The 22,118-nt window shown below is 50.4% G+C and carries 16 protein-coding genes; 2 read left to right on the forward strand and 14 right to left on the reverse strand.

Annotation, left to right across the window (positions count from 1 at the left end; all coding sequences use genetic code 11):
* Nucleotides 1-2: 2 nt before the first annotated feature.
* A complete protein-coding gene (locus TRNA_RS40625; RefSeq protein WP_011198380.1) occupies nt 3-608 on the reverse strand; it encodes an RNA polymerase sigma factor in 606 nt (201 codons plus the stop codon).
* Nucleotides 609-744: 136 nt separating this feature from the next.
* Nucleotides 745-1,620 carry a M23 family metallopeptidase gene (locus TRNA_RS40630; RefSeq protein WP_003185941.1) on the reverse strand — a complete coding sequence of 292 codons (876 nt, stop codon included), beginning with the start codon at nt 1,618-1,620 and terminating at the stop codon, nt 745-747.
* A 192-nt stretch (nt 1,621-1,812) separates the two neighbouring features.
* Between TRNA_RS40630 and TRNA_RS40635 the strand changes: the two genes are divergently transcribed.
* Entirely contained in the window at nt 1,813-2,310 is a 498-nt protein-coding gene (locus TRNA_RS40635; protein ID WP_011198381.1) for a GNAT family N-acetyltransferase, read from the forward strand.
* A gap of 47 nt (nt 2,311-2,357) precedes the next feature.
* On the opposite strand, the gene TRNA_RS40640 is transcribed toward TRNA_RS40635, so the two are convergent.
* The gene (locus TRNA_RS40640) at nt 2,358-2,801 is read right to left on the reverse strand and encodes a YwnF family protein (RefSeq protein ID WP_009329719.1); all 444 of its coding nucleotides are present in this window, start codon (nt 2,799-2,801) and stop codon (nt 2,358-2,360) included.
* 249 nt (nt 2,802-3,050) lie between these two features.
* Here TRNA_RS40640 and cls point away from each other — a divergent pair, with 249 nt between their 5' ends.
* The gene (gene cls / locus TRNA_RS40645) at nt 3,051-4,499 is read left to right on the forward strand and encodes a cardiolipin synthase (RefSeq protein WP_025806104.1); all 1,449 of its coding nucleotides are present in this window, start codon (nt 3,051-3,053) and stop codon (nt 4,497-4,499) included.
* Between the two features lie 53 nt (nt 4,500-4,552).
* Here cls and TRNA_RS40650 read toward each other — a convergent pair whose 3' ends face one another.
* The 11 genes from TRNA_RS40650 to TRNA_RS40700 all read right to left on the reverse strand — a co-directional run bounded on the left by TRNA_RS40650 (nt 4,553) and on the right by TRNA_RS40700 (nt 22,074).
* Nucleotides 4,553-5,986, reverse strand: coding sequence for an MDR family MFS transporter (locus tag TRNA_RS40650; protein ID WP_011198382.1), 1,434 nt, complete (start codon nt 5,984-5,986; stop codon nt 4,553-4,555).
* Nucleotides 5,983-6,207 carry an MbtH family protein gene (locus tag TRNA_RS40655; protein ID WP_011198383.1) on the reverse strand — a complete coding sequence of 75 codons (225 nt, stop codon included), beginning with the start codon at nt 6,205-6,207 and terminating at the stop codon, nt 5,983-5,985. The genes TRNA_RS40650 and TRNA_RS40655 overlap by 4 nt, the downstream gene beginning before the upstream one ends.
* A 12-nt stretch (nt 6,208-6,219) precedes the next feature.
* Complete coding sequence (locus TRNA_RS40660; RefSeq protein WP_011198384.1) at nt 6,220-13,377, reverse strand: amino acid adenylation domain-containing protein; 7,158 nt, start codon at nt 13,375-13,377, stop codon at nt 6,220-6,222.
* Nucleotides 13,378-13,391: 14 nt separating this feature from the next.
* Nucleotides 13,392-14,318, reverse strand: coding sequence for an isochorismatase family protein (locus TRNA_RS40665; RefSeq protein ID WP_003185954.1), 927 nt, complete (start codon nt 14,316-14,318; stop codon nt 13,392-13,394).
* Between the two features lie 24 nt (nt 14,319-14,342).
* Nucleotides 14,343-15,965 (reverse strand): (2,3-dihydroxybenzoyl)adenylate synthase, encoded by a 1,623-nt coding sequence (locus TRNA_RS40670; RefSeq protein ID WP_003185956.1) that lies wholly within the window; start codon nt 15,963-15,965, stop codon nt 14,343-14,345.
* 13 nt (nt 15,966-15,978) lie between these two features.
* Complete coding sequence (dhbC, locus tag TRNA_RS40675; RefSeq protein ID WP_011198385.1) at nt 15,979-17,169, reverse strand: isochorismate synthase DhbC; 1,191 nt, start codon at nt 17,167-17,169, stop codon at nt 15,979-15,981.
* Nucleotides 17,170-17,193: 24 nt separating this feature from the next.
* On the reverse strand, nt 17,194-17,973 hold the full coding sequence (locus TRNA_RS40680) for a 2,3-dihydro-2,3-dihydroxybenzoate dehydrogenase (RefSeq protein ID WP_031314736.1): 780 nt from the start codon (nt 17,971-17,973) through the stop codon (nt 17,194-17,196).
* 221 nt (nt 17,974-18,194) lie between these two features.
* Nucleotides 18,195-19,043, reverse strand: coding sequence for an alpha/beta hydrolase (locus TRNA_RS40685; protein WP_009329734.1), 849 nt, complete (start codon nt 19,041-19,043; stop codon nt 18,195-18,197).
* 40 nt (nt 19,044-19,083) lie between these two features.
* On the reverse strand, nt 19,084-20,103 hold the full coding sequence (locus tag TRNA_RS40690) for a FecCD family ABC transporter permease (protein WP_011198386.1): 1,020 nt from the start codon (nt 20,101-20,103) through the stop codon (nt 19,084-19,086).
* Nucleotides 20,096-21,100 (reverse strand): FecCD family ABC transporter permease, encoded by a 1,005-nt coding sequence (locus tag TRNA_RS40695; protein ID WP_003185966.1) that lies wholly within the window; start codon nt 21,098-21,100, stop codon nt 20,096-20,098. The genes TRNA_RS40690 and TRNA_RS40695 overlap by 8 nt, the downstream gene beginning before the upstream one ends.
* Before the next feature lie 17 nt (nt 21,101-21,117).
* Nucleotides 21,118-22,074 (reverse strand): iron-hydroxamate ABC transporter substrate-binding protein, encoded by a 957-nt coding sequence (locus tag TRNA_RS40700; protein ID WP_003185969.1) that lies wholly within the window; start codon nt 22,072-22,074, stop codon nt 21,118-21,120.
* Nucleotides 22,075-22,118: the final 44 nt, after the last annotated feature.

Consider the following 22,118-nt stretch of genomic DNA (forward strand, 5'->3'; position numbering starts at 1 on the left):
TCCTAGGCAGCGCACCTCATCATGCTGATGCAAGACGGCTGTGAAGCGTCGAAACGCCATGTCTGTTTGGCAAATTCGAGCAGATCATCGGGGTTGTGATGCAATATCGCCCGAACAAGCAGACCGATGTGTTCGTCATCCCCGTCCGCCGGCTCCTTTTGCAGAACCTCCGGAGAAAGCCTTTTTAATCGCTGACGCGATCTAAATAAAAGCGACTTGACGGATGATTCGGGCTTACCGAGCGTCTCGGCGATTTCGTGCAGCTGAAAGGAAAACACATCTTTGAGCAGAAAAATCGTTAATTGCTTCGGTGTTAAAATACCGGAAAGCTGTTTCAGCAGGTGCTCGAAGTCATCGGCCGCCTTCATGCGCTCTGCCCGCCCGTCTTCCAGATTATCTTCAGACAGAAAGCTTTCGCGCTTCCTTTTTCTGAGCAGGTCAATCCATTTATGCTTTGCAACCGTCTTTTGATAAGCATGTGACGCGTCTGTTCGATTGATTTCCATTAACTTGAGGATTGTATCCTGGACTAAATCCTCGGCATCCCATTTATCGCCTGTCATTCTCAGGCAATACTTCATCAGCGCTTGCTGTTCTAATTCATTCATGAATGCATTCACACTCCTTAAAAGAGGCCTCTTACTTAATAAACGGCTGGCTCCGCCGATTTGATACGGGTTTTTTTATGATTGTAACAAAAAAGGCGCCTATCGCATTTGATAGGCGCCCTGAGGGAAGCGTGCCTTATGACTGGCTTGAATCGTCAGACTGGGTTCCGTCTTGATTTTCTGACCCTTCAGACGAATCTTCCCGCTTGGTTTTGTCGTCTTTTCCATCTGTTTGATCTTTCGCTTTGTCTTCTGTTTTTGACTTTTCTTCAACAGAAGGCTGAGCAGGTTCTTTCACTTCAGACGCTTGTTCCTCCATTGCTTTTTCAATGCTGGAGACCGGCTTGTCCATGAAGTTCAGCGGGTTTAGCGCAACACCGTCTTTGCGGATTTCAAAATGCACATGGTTTCCGCCTTCTTCATTGTAAAGGTTTTTGCCTGCTTTTCCGATGACTTGATTTTGTTCAATCTTGTCACCTTGTTTGACGCTTACTTCAGAAAGAGACTGATACACAGTTGATAAACCATCTTCATGTTCAACTTCAACAACGTAGCCCAGTACAGGGTCTTTTGCAGCTTTGATGACCGTACCGCTTAGAGATGCGGAAACATCAAATGTTTTTCCGTCTTTCTCAGCCAAGTCGATACCTTTGCTCATGCTGTACGTGTTATTATAGTTTACAAGTGCTGCTTCTTTCTCTTCTTTAGTTGCGTCAGTTTCAAAAAACTTTTTAACGACGGAAACATTTTCAGAATCAGCAACCGGCATTGCGACATTTTCGACTGGTTTGCCTACTTCTACCGCATCATCCCGGTTATCATAGGCTGATTTCTTGCCATCGTCTGCAAGCTGGTCTTTTACATCGTTGTTAGAAGCCGATTGATACCATAGAACGGCGGTTAATACAACGACGGCACTTGTCAAATAGATGGCCGGAAATACCCAGCGTTTACGAAAAAATTGTTGCAGCTTTGTGATTTTGGAAGTACGATTCTTTTCTTCCTCTTTCATAACTCATCACCTCAGCAACATTCTGAACACTTTTCAGAAAATATATACATTTACAAAAAACTTTTTTCAATTTATTTTGCACCGGCTGTTTCGTTTTTATGTAAAACCGCCCTGAAAATCTGAAAAATGACCGGTATGCATGATAACGGAAAAAACGCCGAAGATATAACATATGAAGAAAGGATAGAGAGAATGAAATTACGAATCGCCAATCGGGAAGACCTTCCCGCAGTAGTCGATATTTACAACTCCACCATTGCGTCGCGAATGGTGACGGCAGATACAGAACCCGTCACGCCTGAAGAAAGGCTGAACTGGTTTTTGAGCCATACCGAAGAAAGGCCTCTTTATATTGCAGAAAATGAAAAACGGGATATCGTCGGCTGGATCAGCTTTGAATCATTTTACGGGAGACCCGCCTACGCCAAAACCGCCGAAGTCAGCATTTACCTTCATGAAGACCACCGCGGCAAAGGGGCGGGTTCTGCGGTGCTTGAAAAAGCGCTTGAAGCTGCTCCAAAGCTTGGAATCCGTTCTTTAATGGCGTTTATTTTCGCTCACAATGAACCGAGCATGAAGCTTTTCAAAAAATACGGCTTCACCGAGTGGGGACACTTTCCCGGAATCGCCGAGATGGACGGAATCCGGTACGACTTAAAAATATTAGGAAAAGAATTGAATGAAGCCTGATCATCATGACAAAAAAAGAGCTGTCATGCAGCTCTTTTTTCCATCAATCATTCAGCCAGCCTGCGCCTTCTGATCTCTTCTTCATTTAAAAATTCCAAAAAGCTTCTCATTACAGTAAACGGCTCTTCTTTGACCGCCCGAACGTAGCGGCTTTTCCGTTCATCGGAAAGCACTTCGCTTGTTTGCATCCGTTCCAATATATACTTCATCACCGATTGCTGAACATTTCTTTTTTGGTATGACGACTCTCTGAACAGCGCCATGCCGAATGCTGCACCTGCGGCAGCGCAGCCGATTTTTATCATTGAATCGGTTCCATAAGCTGCCTGCCCCCAAAAAGAGGAAAGATAAACAAATGAAGCAAGAAGCAGCGGAATCGCGATAAAAAGAAAAATCAGCCTTTTCTTTAAGAACGGCGCCGCCACGCGCTTGAGGTTATCCATTTCCTCTTTCATAAAGGCCGGCATTTGATGGAAACGTTCCATATCCATAATCAATCCCTCCCGTTTTGGTTAAAGAGGCGTTGGTCCGCTAATTAAATCACGCTTTTTATATGTATATCGTAACTTAGATCCAACATGTTTTACAGTTTTTTGCCTTCCTCCCTTTTTCTTTAGAAACTTTCCGGCCGCCGCCCCGTATAACATGAGATAGTTGCTTGAAAGGGGAGTAACTGTTATAAATGGAATGTATAAAAACAAATCCGTCTTGTGAGGTTCAATATGGATATTATTAAAAATATCAGTATCACATCGATATTTCTCGGTTTTATATTAGTTTTAAATACGCTTTTGGCAATCGTTGTGATCTTTAGGGAACGCCGGGATGCAAGCTCCTCCTGGGCCTGGCTCTTGGTGCTCTTCTTTATTCCCGTTCTCGGCTTTATCCTTTATTTGCTCTTCGGCCACAATTTGAGCAGGAATCACCTTTTTCAATGGGAAGACCGAAAGAAGATCGGGATTGAAAAAATATTGGAACAGCAGCTGACCAAGCTGAAAAACCGCGAGTTTGAATTTCGCAATAAAGCGACGGCGGACAGCAAAGACTTGATTTATATGCACATTTTGAATAACCACGCCGTTTTTACAGAAGACAATGCGGTCGAGCTGTTAACGGACGGACGCCAGAAATTCGACAGGCTGCTTCGCGATATTGAAAACGCCAAAGACCATATTCATCTTCAATATTATATTTATAAAGGCGATGAGATCGGCAAAAAGCTCCGGGATGCGCTCATCAAAAAAGCAAAAGAAGGCGTTGAAGTCCGCGTTTTGTATGATGAATTAGGATCAAGAAGCCTCAGGAAAAGCTTTTTCAAAGAGCTGAAAAAAGCGGGAGGATTTGTCGAAGTCTTTTTCCCGTCGCGCTTTAAATTTATCAATTTGCGCATGAATTACCGCAACCACCGCAAGCTCGTCATTATCGACGGCGTCATCGGCTATGTCGGAGGATTTAATGTCGGAGACGAATATCTCGGTCTGAACCCGGCCTTTGGCTATTGGCGGGACACGCACCTCAGAATCAAAGGAACAGCGGTCCACTCGATTCAAACGCGTTTTATCCTGGATTGGAATCAGGCCTCGCACCATCACGACATTACATATATGCCAAACCATTTTCCTGACATCGACTCCCACGGAAACATCGGCATGCAAATCGTCACCAGCGGCCCCGATTCAGAATGGGAGCAGATTAAAAACGGCTATATTAAAATGATATCAACGGCAAAGCGGTCCATTCTTATTCAGACGCCTTATTTTATACCGGACGCAAGCCTGCTCGATGCCCTCAGGATCGCTTGTCTGTCCGGCGTTGACGTCAGGATCATGATTCCTAACAAACCCGACCATCCGTTTGTGTACTGGGCAACCTATTCTTACATCGGCGAACTTTTAAAAGCAGGCGCCTCCGTATTTATTTACGACAACGGTTTTATCCATGCGAAAACGATTGTAGTAGATGAGGAAATTTCATCGGTCGGCACGGCAAATATTGATATGCGCAGCTTCAAGCTCAATTTTGAAGTGAATGCATTTTTATATGATGAGGAAATTGCGAGAAGCCTTGTCCTATCATTTGAAAAAGATCTGCAAGTGTCAAGGGAGCTGACCTTTGAGGAATATTTAAACAGAAGCAAATCGATCCGCTTCAAAGAAGCCATTTCGATCCTGCTGTCGCCGATTTTATAGCGCACAATTCATGCTGTTAAAAAAATCCTCCCGGAAACGGGAGGATTTTTGTTTTACTCACCAGAAGCTGCCGCACCTTTGGGTGCTGAAGCATGCTTGTCCATTTGACGGCCTGTGTCAGCGTCCTTGAGCTTGAGTGCGATGAAAAGCGCAGCCATGAGGAAACCGGCTGCACAGAGCAAAGCTGTCCGGTAAGCTGATAAATCAGGCTCTATGCCTGCGCTGGGCTGGCTGAGCACAGCAAGGACGCACGACATGACAGCAACTCCAAAGGCAGATCCGAGCCGGTTTTGCACATTAAACAGCGTTGTTGCCCGGCCCATTGAGGATGATGAAATGTTGGCAAAACAAACAACCTGCGCCGCACCAACCGCGTGCCCCAAGAAAAAGCCCGCTAAAAACAGCAGCAGCCTGAGAAGCCAAAGATTTGACCCATATCCGGTCAGGCTCAGCAGCCCAAACAGCACAGCAGCGCCTAACAGCGCAACGGAAATGACCCGCCTCGGGCCAAGCTTTGCCAACGACCTCGGCATCAGCTGGGACGCCAGCATCAAGCCTAATGCTTCGGGAAACGTAATCAGCGCAGTATCTGTCGCAGAGTAGCCGAGTGCTTCCTGACACAACAGCGGAAATATATAGAGCATGCCAAGCAGTCCGCCTGCTGTCAGAAGCGAAATGACGCTCATCATTCCAAAAACCCGGTCCTTCAATAAGCGAAGTTCAATCAACGGATGCTCAGCCTTCAGTTCGACAAAAACGAGGATTGCGAGGAGCATCATTCCCCCGGCCCCTGCTGCAAGCACATCCGGAGAGCCGAATCCACGCGCAGGCCCCTGGCTGAGTGCAAAAACCGCCAACGCCATTCCCGGCGCCGCCAAAAGGAATCCAAGCCAATCAAATCTGCCCGCTTCCGGCTCCAAATGTTCATGAAGATACAACAGGCCAAACAGCAGAATGATCATTCCGATCGGAATATTAATGTAAAAAATCCAGCGCCATGACAGCTGATCTGTCAGAAACCCGCTGATGATCGGCCCAACCGCAGGCGCGACGGCAATTGGAAGAACGAGGACTCTCGAAATTTTGGCCCGTTCATGCGGAGGAAACGTCCTGAACAAGATCGCCATTCCCACCGGCGTAATCAACCCGCCGCCGGCCCCCTGGATCACGCGAAATGCGTTTAACGCCGCCAGATTGTCAGCGATTCCGCATAAGGCGGATGCAGCTGTAAATATCGAAAGCGCGGCTAGGAAAACACGCTTTGTCCCAAAGCGGTCCCCAAGCCAGCCGGCTGCGGGAAGACAGACCGCCAAGCTGACTAAGTATCCGATGTTAACTGTGCCTGCAGCAGACGGCAATGTTTGAAATTCGGTCATGATGGCAGGCAATGCCATGTTGATGACACTCGCATCCATCGCAGCCATAAACATGGCTGTTACATATACAATGCTGACAACCGTCCTTTGATTGAACGGCCTTCTATTCATTGCTGACCGCCGTGTACTTCTGCAACCAGCTTGATGCTGTTCGGCGAGAGATCGGTCCAATTCGAGCTGATATAGTCGATACAGGCGCTGCGGCTCGCTTCCCCGCAGACGACCTCCCACCCTGCCGGAATATGAATGAAGGCCGGCCAGAGTGAATACTGGCCATCCTGATTCATTAAAACGACATATGTGCCGTGTTCATTTTCAAAAGGATTTGTCATCGCTATCTCTCCCTACTTATCCGTATCTTTTTTCAAGTCGTCCAGCTTTTCCGAAACCCGACGTCCGATTTCGGCCAGCGGCTCCGGCTGGCACAAATCTTTATGCCGGCAATCCATATCATGAATATCAATGTTTCCGTTCAAATAAGGTAGCCATGACTCCGGATCGATCGGATCAAACCATTCCGGTATCACGGTTGATTTGAAAAACAGAATATCGCCATGAAAGACGCGGGGCTTATATTCGCTTAAAATCCGGACGGAATTCACATACGTCTCCTTTAAGTTCAAGATCGCAGCCTCGTCCAGGCTGGCAAGCGCACTGCCGTCGCGGCGCAGAATATCGATCGCACTGGAAAGGTTCAGCGGTGCCCCGTCAAGGCTGTCCGGGTCGTATCCTCCCAATGCCAAGAGGGCAATCAATGCTTCCTGCTCATCAGGCGCATCTTTAATTGGAAGGAAGTGATTCGGGTAAGCATCAAGCATGACAAGAAGCGATATGTCTTCCCCTTGTTCCTGCAGCTGAGTTGCGATCGCATGAACAACATTGCCTCCGAGGGACCAGCCGAGCAGACGATAAGGGCCTGTTGGCTGAATCGTACGAATGTGCCGAATATAATCAGCAGCCATGTCGTCGAGCGTATCAGGTAGCTCTTCCTGCCTTGCGATCCCGCGGGCTTGAAGGCCGTATATCGGGTATTCCTTGCCGAGTGCCGTCATTAAACCGGCATAACACCAGCTGAGGCCTCCGGCCGGGTGCACACAGAACAGGGGATCTTGACTGCCTCCGGTTCTCAGCGGAAGCATTACATCCAGCGCACTTTGCCTGCCGCCGGATTCAAGCCGTTCAGCAAGTCCGCTGACTGTAGGCGCTTCAAGCAGGTCGCCGATGCCGAGTTCGACTCCGAGCGCTTCACGAATGCGGCTCATCAGCTGTACGGCGAGAAGAGAATGCCCGCCAAGTTCGAAGAATCCGTCATCAATACCGACTCTCGGCGCATTGAGGATTTCTGAAAAAAGATCGCACAGGATTTCTTCCTGCGGTGTTCTTGGGCCCCGCCCTTTAACAGCCGCGGCAAAGTCAGGCTCAGGCAGCGCTTTTCGGTCAAGTTTGCCATTTGGAGTCAATGGCAGCTCTGAAATTTTTACAAATGCGGAAGGCACCATGTACTCCGGCAGAGTGCCTGCGGCAAACCGTCGCAGCTCAGCCGGATCGGTTTCTTCTTCAGACGCCGGGACAACGTAGGCGATCAGACGCTTGTCCCCGGGCTGGCCTTCCCTTACGACCACAGCGGCTTGATTCACTCTATGATGGCGGACAAGCACCGCTTCTATCTCGCCGAGTTCGATTCTGAAGCCGCGGATCTTGATCTGCTGGTCGGCCCGCCCCATATAATCCAGAGAGCCGTCCTGGCGCCTGCGGGCAAGATCGCCGGTGCGGTACATCCGGGTTCCCGGCGGACCAAACGGATCAGCGACAAAGCGGTCTGCTGTCAAATCGGGTCTGCCCAAGTAACCCCGTGCGAGACCGCCCCCGGACACATACATCTCTCCGGTGACGCCCGGGGGCACCGGTTCAAGATACTCATCAAGCACATATACACCTAAATCGGGAATCCCCTGGCCGATCAGGCTGTTCGCTTGAAGTGCCGCAGTCTGCTGATCGAGAGAAATATAGCTGACATGCACCGTCGTTTCTGTAATTCCATACATATTAATCAGCCGCGGGAAATGATCCGGATGGCGTTCATACCAATCTTCAAGCCTCTTCAGCTCGAGCGCTTCCCCTCCAAAAATGATAAAGCGCAAGGAAAGGAGCTTTCCTGTCTCAGCATTGTCCCGGTCAGCCTGCATCAATTGATAAAATGCTGAAGGAGTCTGATTGAGCACAGTCACTCCCTCGCGAACGAGAAGATTGAGAAATTCGGCCGGCGAGCGGCTGATTGTATGAGGCACCACGATAAGCCGGCCCCCATTGAGAAGTGCTCCCCAAATTTCCCATACCGAAAAGTCAAATGCGTAAGAATGAAACATCGTCCAAACATCGTCAGCGCCGAAATGGAACCATTGGTCAGTCGCTCCGAACAGCCGCACGACATTTTGATGCGGAACAACGACTCCTTTCGGCTTGCCGGTCGAACCGGATGTGTAAATGACATACGCCGGGTGAAGAGGCAGCAAAGGCGCGGTGCGGTCGGCATCACACGGATTCGCAGCAGCGCATCCTTTCAGTTCCTCTTGTATACAAGGATCATCGAGTACAATCCTTTCAACAGATCCGGGAACAGAAAGATTTGATTCTACCGCTGAACTCGTTACGATGCAGACAGGATGGGCATCATTCAACATAAACGCTATCCTTTCCGCCGGGTAGTCCGGATCTAGGGGCACATATGCCGCGCCAGCCTTCAGCACTGCAAGCAATCCGACAACCATATCCAAAGATCTTGGCAGCGCCAGGGCAGCAAATTGTTCGGGGCCGACCCCTTTGGCGATCAGGAGATGAGCAAGCCGGTTAGCGCGTTTATTAAGCTCGCCGTATGTGAGCGCATTATTTTCACATATAACCGCAACAGCTTCCGGATCCTTTGCCGCCTGCTTTTCAAACAAAACGGGCAAAGATGAACAAGGTATGCTGTTGGACGATTTGCTCCAATCAGCCAGCATGTTTTCCCGTTCGGCCGGAAGGAGAATATCGAGTTTTTCGATCGGCTGATCAGGGTCGTCTGCTGCTGAATCCAGCAGCCTGACAAGCCGTTCTGCCAATGTTTGAACCGTATTTCGCTCAAATAAATCTGTGCTGTATTCAAGAAATCCGCCGATACCTGCGGGTGTTCCGTCCGCTTTTCGATGTTCGCGAAGCTCAATCGTCAAATCAAACTTGGCTGCTCCGACGCTGCGAATTTCAATGTCTGACTTGAGGCCGGAAAGGTCAAGCTCAGGTTCAGGCGTATTTTGAAAGGCAAGCATAATTTGGAACAGCGGATGTCTCGCTCTTGACCTGCGCGGATTAAGCACTTCAACAAGACGCTCGAACGGAAGGTCCTGATGCTCATACGCTGCAAGGTTTACTTTTCTGACTCTGTTCAGAAGCTCCCGAAAACTCGGATTACCCGATGTATCTGTTCGAAGCACAAGCGTATTAACAAACAATCCGACAATTTCGCCTAAAGCATCATCGTTTCTTCCCGCTATCGGGCTGCCGAGCGGAATATCATGGCCTGCTCCGAGCCGTGTCAGTAGTGCGGCAAGAGCCGACTGCAAAATCATAAACATGCTGACTCCGGTGCTGCGGGACAAATCGAACAGGCGGCCGTGCAGCTGTTCGTCAATGCTGAGATCAATCGTACCGCTTCTGTAGCTAGATTCCGACGGACGCGGGTGATCAGTCGGAAGCTCCAGCTGATCAGGCAGATGTTCCAATGCCTTCGACCAATATTCGAGCTGTTTGGCAATCAGACTGTCCGGATTGTTCTCACTGCCAAGCAGATATTCCTGCCATACGGCATAGTCGGCATATTGTATAGAAAGCGGCTCCCAAACAGGTGCCTCACCTTGCAGACGCGCATTATAGGCGGTTTCCAAATCACGGGTCAGCGGCATTAAAGACCAGCCGTCGCCGATCATATGGTGCAAAAGCAGAAGAAGCACAAATTTGTCCGGTCCGAGTACGAATAGCTGGGCGCGAAACGGAGGCTCCTTTTCTAAATGGTAACGGTGCCGGACGGCCTCAGCCAGGACTTTTTCCAACTCATGTTCGCTGACATGGGATACAGTGAGTTCGGGACGCGATTGATCCTCTTCCAATATCAGCTGGTGTGTTGTCCCTTGCTGATCCGGGAAAATTGTTCGAAGCGGCTCATGTCTTGTTGCCACATCACCCAGAGCAGCTGCCAGCGCCTTTTGGTCCAAATCTCCAGTTAAATGAACGACAACCGGAATATTATAGGTCGGGCTCGGTCCTTCCAAACAGTGCAAAAACCATAGGCGCCGCTGTGCGAAGGACAGCGGAATCTCCTTGCGGCGCTCTCTTTTGCGCAATGCCGGACGGGCGCTCTGCGCCTGATCAAGCTGTTTGGCAAGTCCGGCGGCTGTGGGCTCATCGAATAAACGGCCGATTCCGAGTTCGACGCCGAGCATTTCCCGAATGCGGCCGACGAGCCTGCCTGCCAGAAGGGAATGTCCGCCGAGGTCAAAAAAGCTGTCATCAATACTGACTCGCGGCACCCCCAGCACCTCAGCAAATAAATCACACAAAATTTCCTCTTGCGGAGTCCTCGGCTCGCGTCCGCCTGTATGCATACTCACCGCCGGAGCCGGCAGGGATTTGCGGTCAAGCTTTCCGTTCGGCGTAAGCGGCAGTTCATCAAGTATGACAAATGCAGACGGAATCATATAGTCGGGCAGTGTCTCACCAACGAAGCGGCGAAGCTCGGCAGGATCAAGGCTTTCTCCCGAAGCGGGAACGGCATACGCGAATAAACGCGGGTCACCGGGCTGGTCTTCACGAACGATAGCAGCAGCTTGTTTAACAACCGGATGATTTGCAAGCACCGCTTCTATTTCTCCCATTTCAATTCGGAACCCCCGAATTTTGACTTGATGGTCTGCACGGCCGATATAATCAAGCGACCCGTCTTCGCGCCAGCGCACGATGTCGCCTGTCCGGTACATCCGCGATCCAGGCGGCCCGTATGGATTCGCAATAAAGCGCTCAGCCGTGAGAGCATGTCGGTTCAAGTAGCCGCGCGCTACCCCTGTTCCTGCCACATAAAGTTCTCCAGCCGTTCCCGGAGGCACTGGCTGTAATCCGGCGTCCAGGACATAAAGCTGCGTATTCCAAATCGCACAGCCGATTCCCGGAGGTTCCGTACAGTTGCCTTCCAGCGCAGCGGCTGTAGACCAAATTGTTGTTTCCGTCGGTCCATAAAGGTTCGTTAAAGAACACGCGAGCTGCTGCAATTGCCGGGCCAGGCTGGATTGCAAAGCTTCGCCGCCGACAAGCGCACGAAGACCTTTGAGCTTTTCCGGGGCGCTCGAGGCCAATGCATGCCAGAGGGTCGGTGTAGCCTGCATTATTGTAATTTCGTATGTTTCAATCATTTTGGCCAATTCGGACGGATCTTGTACCGTTTCCTTCTCGGCAAGAACGACTGCTGATCCGCTGATCAGCGGCAAATAAATTTCGAGTGCTGAGATGTCGAATGCAATTGTAGTGACGGCCAGCAGCCGGTCATCTTGATTAAGCGCGAACATGTCCTGCATTGACAGCAAAAAATTGAATAAGCTTTCAGCTTGTACGACCACGCCTTTAGGTCTGCCGGTTGATCCCGACGTATAAATCATATATGCCGGCTGGTTGCCGGAATGCTGTTCGCCGGGATTTTCTTCAGAACAGCCGGACATTTTCTCCATAACAGTTTGTTCATCGAGGATTAACTTCGGCATTTGCGAACCGATCGTGTCTTGCGCTTCCTTGCTGGTCATAACAAGCAGCGGCTGTGCATCGTTGAGCATATACTCGATCCTGTCAGCCGGATAATCGGGATCTATAGGTAAATAAGCCGCTCCAGCTTTGAGAACGGCGAGCATGCTGACAACCATTTCCGCTGACCGCGGCAACGCCAAGGCAATAAATGTCTCGGGTTTCGCCCCCTGATCGATCAGCAAGTGAGCCAGTTGATTAGCCTTTTGATTTAATTCGGAATAAGTGAGAACCTTATCATTGCAAACGACTGCCGGAGATTCAGGACACTCCTTTGCCATCCTTTCAAATCGCTGCGGAAGACTCTCTTTGGGAAGCCCGTGTTCTGTTTGATTCCATTCAATCAATATTTGAGCGCGTTCTTCAGGGAGAAGAATGTCCAACGTCCCCACCGGCTGAGTTTGTTCGCAAACGGCAATCGTTTTCAGAAGAGTAAGAAAACGATTGCCGTGATCTTCAAGTTCATCCGCATGATAAACAGCAGGGTTTGCATCCATGTTTACTTTTAGCCCGCCACCGTCCGGACGGCCGTAAATGTTGATTGACAAATCGTCCACAGGTCCCGTGGCAAGATTATGCACGATGCCTTGACAGCCGGCAAAATTCAAGCGGTTCTCAAAAGGCATCAAATTAAGCTGCGGACCGAACAGCCGCTGGTTTTCGCCAAGCAGCTTGAGATCCCGGCGCAATTCTTCGTGGCGGTAATGCTGATGGCGCCGCAGCTTCATCATCTCACCCGAGATTTGCTTGACTAGCTCTCCTATGCTCATTTGCGGCTGCATGCCAATTCGAAGCGGGAGGAGATTCATGACCATTCCCGGAATATGAAGAGCGGCTGACCCGAGGCGGCACATCATCGGCATCCCGAGAACGACGTCATTTGCCCCTGTCAGACGGTGAACATATATTGCTGCTGCTGCCATCACGGTTTCGTGCCAAGTTGCCCCCATTCTGCTCGCGGCAGACAGAAGACGATCAGCATCCTCACTTGGCAGGTGTTCAGACCTGCGAAGAAAACTTGAAGAGGTACGCGGCGCCCTTTCGGCAAGGCTGACCACCTCCGGTTCATCGCTGAAACGCCCAAGCCAAAATCGCCGATCTTCCTGATACTGTTCTGATGCACGGTAAGCCGTTTCCTCCGCGAGAATCAAATCGAGGGAGCCAAAGGCTCCGCTCTGGTCGATCGATTTGTTCTGCATCAATGCGGTATATATTTTTGACAGCCGCTCGGCGATCAATGTAAAGCTGAACCCGTCTGTTGCGATATGGTGAGTTCGCTGATACCAGAAGTAATGATCTTGCGCCGCTTTAAAAAGCGCTTCTGTAAAAAGCGGGCCGCGAGTCAGATCAACCGGACGGGCAAGGTCATCCATCATCCAGCTTTTAGCCGCCTGTTCCGGATCGGTTTCTGAGCTGACATCAATGTAATGTAGCGGAAAATCTGTTGACGGAACGATCTCTTGCCATGGTCCGTCTTGATCTTCTCCAAATCTGGCATGAAATGATTCAGCTTCTTTAATGACATGGCGCAGCGCTTTTTCGAAAAGCTCCTGATCAAGCGGGCCTTTAATTTCAACGTATTCAGCTGTATTGTAGATCGGATTTTCCGGATCAAGCTGCTGAGCAAACCAAATCCCGGCTTGCGCTCCTGATAATGGCTTTCGGTTATGTTGACATTCAGGCATTTAGGTGACCTCCTTCATTGATAGTCTGCATTTGGCAAAGGTGCTTCTTTAGAGGAGGACAACAGTCTCCACCAGTTTTCAATCGAAGGGTCCTCCGCAAGCTCTACAAACGACACCTCCCGCCCCGCTCGGCGCCAGCGCTCTGCGAGACTCATGATTCTCACGGAATCAATTCCCCGGTAGATCAAATTTTCGCTGTCGCTTATCTTTTCCGGCGATTCAAGAAGAAGCGATGCCACCTGTTCGCGAATAATCTGTTTTGTCAGTGCATGAGAGCTTTCTTTTGCGTGTTCATGGCTTTCGCCATCTTTCAGTCGGCTCAGAAGCTGTTCCGCAGTAATTGTGACACTGCAACGGTCAGCTGCGTATGTGATGGCCATTTCATGATGCTTTAATGAGAAATCCGCCACCGCATCTCCGACGAAAAATGTTTCAATATCTTGCATAAAAGCATCACATGCCGTCATCAGGCAGCCGATATGGGCATAGATTCCGGTGATTATGAGCTGATCCCGCCCCTGCTCCTCCAGCACGCCTAAAAGGTTGGTTTTTCTGAAGGCATTGTACCTCCACTTGGTCAAAACAATGTCGCCTTCATTCGGTTTCAGCTCATCCACGATCTTCTGCTCATCGGGATCAGGACCGATTCCGGGTCCCCAAAAGTCTTGGAGAAGCCCCCGTTCTTCCGGTGTCTGGGCGCCGGGTTGAGCCGTGAAAATAACCGGCATGCCGAGCTCGGCACATCGCTTCCGAAGCTTCTTGATATTAGCCAGCAGATCTGTGACCGGAGACTCGCCGTAACGGTAAGCGTTGAGAAAATATTGCTGCATATCGTGGATCAGAAGCGCCGCACGCTTCGGATGAGGAGTCCATGACACCTTGTTTTTCGGCATATTTGATGCTTCTGGCATTTGGTACGGTAAGATGGCAGGAATGGCCATCAAATCACATCCTCTCATTTTTTATCATCTGACATTCTCAGCTGCAGACATTTTTTCAGCAATCGCCGCACGCAGCTCTTTTTTGCTGACTTTTCCTACGCCTGTCTGCGGGAAATCTTCAACCATTTCTACCCGGTCGGGTATTTTGTAGGCTGCAAGGCCCCTTTCTCTCAAAAACGATTGCAACTCAGCCTGAGCCGGTGCAGCGCCGCGAGGGATAATATATGCACACGCCCTTTCGCCGAGAAATTGATCCGGCATCGAGACAACCGCCGCATCGAGTACCCCCGGATGTGCGAGCAGATGGTTTTCCACTTCTTCCGCGGCAACCTTCTCACCGCCTCTGTTGATCTGGTCTTTAGCTCGTCCTTCAACAATCAAATAGCCTGATGAATTGACTTTAACCAAGTCTCCCGTACGGTAAAACCCGTCTTCAGTGAACGCTTTGGCATTGTGCTCCTCAGCTTTGTAATAGCCGCGAATCGTATATGGACCTCTTGTCAGCAGCTCTCCTGTCTGTCCGGGTCCAAGTTCGCGTCCTTTTTCGTCCACAATTTTAATCTCGTCAAACGGAGACATTGGCCTGCCTTGTGTGTGAACGATCGTGTCTTCAGGATCATCAAGTCTGGTATAGTTGACCAGACCTTCTGCCATGCCATAAACCTGCTGCAGTTTGCAGCCAAACACCGATGAAACGCGTCTGGCAGCTTCGGCGCTGAATTTCGCTCCGCCGACTTGAAAGACCTGGAGGCTTGACAAGTCGTCCCGGCGCGCCGAAGCAGCATCAAGCCAGATTAACGCAAGCGGCGGTACGAGTCCCGTGATCGTTACCCTCTCCTTATCGATCAGAGGGAAGGTTTCATCCGGGCTGCCTCCTGATGCAAGGACGACTCGGCCTCCCGCGTACAGCGTACCGAGCACTCCCGGCGAGCTGAGCGGATAATTGTGAGCGATCGGAAGAGCCGCAAGATATACGCTGTTGTGATCGAGCCTGCAAATCTCTGCGCTGACCCTCAAGCTGTATATATAATCATCATGCGTCCTCGGGATCAGCTTGGACAGACCTGTGCTTCCCCCCGACAACTGAAGAAAGGCGACATCTTCTGGATAGACGTTTTGCGGAGGTGCCGGCTGATCATAAAGGCTTGCCAGCGCTTCAAACTCCTCCGGTTCCCCGGCGACAATGACATGACGGAGCCCTTGCAGCTTCTCCTTTACCTGTCTCGCCAGCTTGCGGTAGTCAAACTTTGCGTGACGATCGGGAATAATGTAGGCAGCAGCTTCAGAAAACTCGCAAAAATACGTGATCTCGCTATGCCGATGCGATGGAAGCGCAAAAACAGGCAGAGCTCCGATCCGGAAGAGCGCAAAGCAAACTTCAAAAAACTCGATGATATTCGGCAGCTGGACAACGACGCGATCATTTTTTTTGATCCCCAGCTTTAAAAGACCGCCAGCCAAAGAATCGGCTCTCCTGTCTAACTCACGATAGCTTAAATGGATATCTCCGTATGTAAGGGCAATGCGGCTTCCGTATTTTTCGGCCCGCTCCCTCAGCATTTTTCCAAAAGTTTCGCCTCGCCAGCATCCCTCCTTCCGATATTTATCCGCAAACTCCTTCGGCCATGTCGTGCATCCTTTCAGCATCTCTATCCCTCCGTTACTCACTGTTCATTCCCATCGCAAGAAGCATTGTCCGAAACTTTGCAGACGTTTCGGCAAGTTCGTCTTCAGGCTTCGACCCGGCGACAATTCCGGCACCTGCGTACAGTCGAAGCGCGTGTTCCTCCGCCTCGGCACAGCGAATCGTTACAACCCATTCTCCGTCACCGTCCGCGTCGCACCAGCCGACCATACCTGTGAAAAACCCGCGGTCAAACGGCTCAATCTGTTTAATCGCTTCTTTCGCCGCATTCGTCGGCGTGCCGCAGACAGCGGGCGTCGGATGAAGGGCGGCGGCAAGCTCCAATGATGATACAGAGAGGTCTGTAAGCTCTCCCTTCAATTCCGTTGAAAGATGCCACATCGTCGGCGTGCTGATGAGCGACGGTTCCGGCACCTCCAGCTTCCGGCAAAACGGCCTGAGCGCGGAAGCAACCGCTTCGACAACGACCGCATGTTCGTGACGGTCTTTAGGCGAAGCAAGCAGTTCAGCCGCCCGTCTTCGATCTTCTTCGGGATCATCGCTCCGAGGTCTTGAACCTGCTAAAGGATTTGCCGTAACGCAGAACCCGGACCGTGATACAAGCAGTTCGGGACTCGCGCCTATCAAAGTGGTGCGAGGCGCTTCAGATGACTGCCCGGTTAAATCAACGGCAAAGTTGTACCCGCTTGTATTGCGGCGGGCAAGATTTCGCAGCAATTGACCGATATCGACTTTGATCGGCGAGGTCAGCTGCAATGACCGGGAAAGGACGATCTTGCTGTATTCTCCTGCTGCTATACCTGCCAATCCTTGTCTGACTCCGGCCATATACGCTTCCGGGCTTGGAATCTGCTGGACATCATAGGGGTGCAGGGCAGGTTCAGGCACCTCTTTATCGTCTTCTTCACATGTCAGCGGCCCCGCATGCCACGCTTCGACCGGCACGGTTAACTGCGCCGGCTTTGCATCGTCAAATGGCACAGCTCCAACTACAATCGGATTTTCCTGCCCGTTCTCCCTGGCTTTTTTCAGAACTTCCGCAGTCCGCTGAGCAAGGCTTTGCTCTTCGGTTTGAGAAACAGAAGCAAAAACACCTTCCGCCAGAATGGTCCGCTCAGGGGAAGAGAAAAAGAATGAAGCACCGGCCTGATATTCCTTTAACAGCTGATCTGCAAGCGCTTCTGACACGACATGACGTTCTATCATCATCAAAACCTCCTTTAGATTGAATCAGGCTCCAAGCGTTGCTCCGCCATCGACGCGCAAATCGTGCATCGTAATATGACGAGCCCCGTCAGACAGCAAAAATACTACAGCATCTGCAATGTCAGCCGGCGAAGCCAATTTTCCGAGCGGGATTCCCGTTTTGAATGTTTCAAGTGATCCTTCAATGACGCCTTGCGCAGCTTCCTCACACTGCCATAGCGACCGCTGCATCGGGGTATCCGTTGATCCGGGCGATATGATATTGCAGCGGATATTGTACTCGGCAAGTTCAAGGCCGAGGCATTTCGTAAACATTAAAGCGGCCGCCTTGGAGGCCGCGTAGGCGGCCATGTGCATCCGCGGCACAGCTGCCGCATTTGATCCGACAGTCACGATCGCTCCAGTCCTGCGCGGTACCATCCGGCGGGCGACGGCACGCGATACGTTAAAAACCCCGGTGGAGTTGACATTGAACGTCTTCTCCCAATCTTCATCACTCAACGAATGGATCAGACCCGTTCTGAGCACGCCGGCTACATTGACAAGCATGTCTATCGGACCGATCTCGCGTTCAATATCGGCGATAAGCTGGTCAACTGCGGCACTGTCGCCCACATCCGCGGCAAAACCTGAACCCTGCAGTCCTTTTTGTTCAAGTTCGTCTTCAAGTTCAAGCAGCCCTTTTCGATTTTGATCAGCCGCTGCAACAAACACCCCGCGTCCAGCAAGCGCCAGGGCCACTTCTTTGCCGATTCCTTGCGAAGCCCCAGTCACCAAAGCAACCTTGCCTTTCACTTTTATCATTTCCTTTCTTAAAGCCGGCAGCGCCCGAGTCTCAAAAAGTCACTGCCGGCTAAAATTCCAATTGATAATGATAATCATTATCGTTTAAAAATATAATATACCAATAACTGCTAACGGTCAAATCGTTTTCGATTGTTTATCCGTATCAATGCGCTTGGTATATTATCAGTTATCTATTCTCATGCTTTTTCAAAGCTCGGGGCGCCGGAAGCGCCCCGCTATCAATCAGGCTTGAAGGCAAACCGCAGCGCTCTGCTGATTAACACAGGCAGAACCGATATATGACCTTCCCCTTTAAATTCATGGTACTCCGCGCGAACCCCCTGACTTTCCAAAGCGGCCAAGCGGTCGGCCAGCCTTTTTGCATTGTCGTTCATCCCGCTTTTATGCGTCTTTTCGAGTTCTCCGGCCCCAAGCAATACCTTTACATCGCCATCAGCTTCCTGCAACTTCGAAACAAAGTCATGCTCTTTATCAAAAAATGACGGATGCCAATGGATGGACGGACTGCCGGCGATATATGTCTGAAATAGATCCGGTTTTGTAAACAGGGTCTGCAGGACAAAAAGTCCGCCTAGGGAATGACCGAAAATCGCCTGCCTTTTCACATCAATCGTGAATTCCTGTTCGATCTCCGGCTTTAACTGCTGTTCGATGAAGGACAGAAAAGCTTTCGCCCCGCCTGGTTCCGGCCAGTCTGCTCCATCGGGCCTCATGGGCAGCTCAGCGCCCGATTCCGGCAGAGTAAAATCATAATACCGCCCCCGGTCAAAGGGAGCGTCGGTCTCGTAACCGATGCCGACAATAACAGCCGTCCCTACACCGGTTTTATCGGGACGGCGCGACTGCATCCGCAACGCCTCCACCATCGTTCCAAACACGGAATTGGCATCAAGCAGATAAATCACGGGATATCCTGCGGGCGGCTGTTCCCCAAATGGTTTCGCAATAAAAATCCGATATGTGCGGCTCCCATCCAGTGAACGCATGCACCGCTGTTCTGTCCCCGGTATCGCAACCGGGATGCATTCAGCAGCATTGACAGACTGCTGAAGTTTTTCTTGAGCCATATCATTCTCCCTTCCCCTCTTTGATGAGCTAAAAAACAGTCTAATGAACAGTCTTTTTTTGTTTGAAAAGTAAAAATAAGAAGTACGGCACACCGAAAATGGCGAGAATGATACCCGCAGGCACCTCGGACGGCTGGAACAGCAGCTTTCCGGCAAAATCGGCGCACAATACGAGAAACATCCCGATCAATCCGCTTAACAGCAATGAGTGGCGGTGCAGGACGCCGGCGAGCCTCCGCGAGATGTGCGGAGCAATCAGGCCGACAAATGCCATGCTCCCCGAAATAGCCACACAGGCGCTGATAATGCCGACACAAGCCGTGAGCAGCACCACCTTTTCAATATTCGCGGATACGCCGAGACTCTTCACCGTATCTTCATGAAAGCGAATGGTATCGAGCAGGCCGGACTTCATCAGCAGAAATGGAATAAGAACAAGCAGCCACGGCAGTGCCGCTTGAATATACGTCCAATTCGCCGACCAGATGCTTCCGTTTTTCCAAACCATGGCCATTTCGTGGTCATTCGGATTCATCTTCAATGACAGGTAAAGCGAAACAGCGCTGAACCCTGAATTAATCGCGATTCCAACGAGAATAATCCTGCCCGAATCCAAGTTGCCGGCGTGCCAGGCAAAGATAAAAATGAATATTGCAGCCAAAATGCCCCCGATCAAGCCGAAGAATGGCATCCCCATTGCAGCGAGCAGGCTTGTCGTTTCGGTCTGGCCTTGAAAGATCAGCATGTAGCCGACGATCGCCGCCCCCGCACCTGCATTAATCCCCAGGATTCCCGGGTCGGCCAGTCCGTTCCTTGTCATCGCCTGGATGACGGAACCGGCAATGCCGAGCCCAAGACCCACGAGTGCCGCCGTCACAATCCTTGGAAGACGCAGCTCAAACAGGAGAATGGCGTATTGCTCATTCGGGTTGATGTGAAGCAATGTTGATAACAGCTCAGCCGGATGTACGGCAAACGATCCTACTGTTATGCTGAGATAACAGATTGTGAGAATCAGCACAATAAAAACAGCATAGATGACTGCAACCTTTTTAGGCACGCTGCTCCCCTCCTTTTCTCTTGATCAAATAAAGGAAGAAAGGAACGCCGATCACCGAAGTAACGACTTCAATCGGTGTCTCAAACGGATAGTTGATCAGCCGGCTGAGAAGATCGGCCAGCGTCAAAAAAACGCCGCCGAGAACGCAGGAGCACGGGATCAGCCGGCTGTAATCCGATCCGACGAGAAAACGCGTAATATGCGGCACGACCAGTCCGACAAAAGCAATTTTTCCCGCCATGGCGACAGAGCAGCCTGTCAGAACGACGACCGCTGCCATCGCTGTCCATTTGACGGCCTGCTTTTTCTGGCCGAGGCTTTCGGAAATGTCATCGCCCAATGATAAAGCTGTCACTTTTTTGCTGAGAGAGAGCGCCAGAATGATGCCGATCACAAAAAACGGCACGGCATACTTCAGCAGCTCGGGATTCAATTGATGCAGCCTCGCGCTGTACCAGAAGCTGACGTCCTGGGAAATTTGAAAGTAAATCGATATCGCCGCAGACAGACTGCTGAGCAGCATGCTTGTTACCGTCCCGATTATGGCAAGTTGAACCGGCATAAAACCGTTTGGAATCACCGAGGCGAGGCCGAAGACAAGGCCGGCGCCGACGGCTGATCCGATAAACGAATAGCCCATCATCTCCAGAGAGGATGAACCCGGAATCACCACCATCAACAGCGTGATCACAAACGCTGACCCGTCGGAAACGCCCATAATCGACGGGGAAGCCAAGTAATTTCGGGTGACACCCTGCATAAGCGCACCGGACACCGCCAGCGCCGCTCCGATTAAAAGAGCGCCGACAGCGCGCGGAAGACGGGAATGCCAAATGATTTGATGATCTGTGTTGCCTGGATCAAAATGCAGCAGCGCCGAAAAAATCACCTCGGGCTCAAGCTGTTTTGCACCGTAACATACCGACAGAAAAACAGACAGCAGTATGGCAAACGGAGCGGCGATCATAATGATGCGGGTCATTTGCTTTGAATGCATAGCTCAATGAACCTTTTCTATTTGTTCTGCGCCAATTTCTCAGCTGCAGCCTTTAAAAATTCAACCTTGCTCCATGCCGTTCCGCCCTGCGCAAGCGGGTCTACAGCATTGACAAATACACGGTCATTTTTCACTGCAGAAATGCTTTTCCAAATTGGATTTTTCTCCAGATCTTTCAGCGCATTCGGATTGTCGGCATTCTCATCGTCTGAGAATTGGACAAACATATAGTCCGGATTCATTTCACTCAGTTTTTCTAAAGAAACCAACTCCTGGGCTTTTGCCGCCTTGACTTCTTTTGGAGCTGTGAAGCCGAGCTCACCGTATAATGTGGAATTGAAGAATACGTCTTCCGGATAGATAAAGATATTGCCTTTTCTGATTCTGACAACGAGCGCTTTTGTATCTTTTGCCGTTTTCTCAAGCTTTGTTTTAGCTTCCTTGAGGTCGGCTTCATAATCCGAAATAATCTGCTTCGCTTTATCTTCTTTGCCTGTCAGTTCAGCCAGCAGCTTTAAATTGTCTTTCCAGTTTGAAGAAACATGGGAAACAGGAATCGTCGTCGCGATGTTATCCAGTTTTTTCACCACTTTATCAGGAAATTTCGTTGAAGCCAGGATGACATCCGGTTTCAGCTCAAGGATTTTCTCCAGGTTCGGCTCCATTTTTTCGCCGACAGCGGTTGCTTTGTCAGTAATGCTCTTAAACAGATCCGGGAACTTTCCGGAGAAGGAAATGGCACCGGCTGGGTGAACATCCAGAAGCTTGGCATCTTCCATCGATTCCACGCTTCCCGTAATGACGATTTGTTCGGCCGGGATCTTCACCTTGTATGTATGATCGAGGTACTCGATGCTCTTCTCAGCTGACGCTGTGCTCTTGCCATCGCCGCCAGCCTTTTCTTTGCTGTTCCCGCATCCCGCTGCGCCAAGCGCGAGAAGGAGAATAAATAGAAATATTGATATTTTTCTCATCTGACTGAGACCCCCTGATTTAATTGATAACTATTATCAATTAA

This window comes from Bacillus licheniformis DSM 13 = ATCC 14580, from assembly GCF_000011645.1.
Classification (GTDB): Bacteria; Bacillota; Bacilli; order Bacillales; family Bacillaceae; genus Bacillus; species Bacillus licheniformis.